Source organism: Parapedobacter soli (genome assembly GCF_025460835.1).
GTDB lineage: Bacteria > Bacteroidota > Bacteroidia > Sphingobacteriales > Sphingobacteriaceae > Parapedobacter > Parapedobacter soli.
This window is the reverse complement of sequence record NZ_JAMXAY010000159.1, coordinates 1-622: the sequence shown is the minus strand read 5'-3', so window position 1 is coordinate 622 and position 622 is coordinate 1. Positions and strand designations below refer to the sequence as shown.

Sequence of the window (622 nt, the reverse complement as noted above, 5' to 3'; positions counted from 1 at the left end):
TTACTAGTGATGCGTTAAGTTTTTAAAATTCATTGTAAAGCATTGTATATAAATATATTATAGTCGTTCTTTGATTTTTTGATTTGAATTGACCTGTAGATTTGCCGCCTTAAAATGCGGCTATGAATTCAGGGAAGTATGTTTTTGCCCAGCTTCTGCAATTTGTTGACAGGTACGAGTTCGACAAATGCGTGGCGAAGTACGATGGTGATTTCCGGACAAGGGGTTTCAACTGTTGGAACCAGTTCATCCAGTTGTTTTTCGGCCAGCTTACCTCGCGCAATTCGCTCCGGGATATCTGCGTATGCTTGAAAGCGCATAAGAATAAGCTGTATCACCTCGGGATCCGGAAATATGTCAACCAATCGACACTGTCAAGGGCGAACGAAGGGCGTGACCAGCGGATTTTCTCGGATTTCGGGAACTACCTGATCAGTAAAGTAAGGCCCATGTACAGCAAGCAGGGCATTTTGGGGGTGGATATTTCAAACGAGGTGTTTGCGTTGGATTCCACGACCATATCGCTCAGCCTGAAACTATTCGGATGGGCACCCGGCAAATACTCACGCGGAGCGGTCAAAGTACACACCCTATTGGATCTCAGGGGAAGTATTCCGGCATT

1 protein-coding gene is annotated in these 622 nt (G+C 45.3%); it reads left to right on the top strand.

Going from position 1 to position 622, the window contains the following annotated elements; all coding sequences use genetic code 11:
* Positions 1–122: 122 nt before the first annotated feature.
* A partial coding sequence (locus tag NGM62_RS22005; protein ID WP_262250450.1) for a DUF4372 domain-containing protein occupies positions 123–622 on the top strand: 500 nt, incomplete at its 3' end.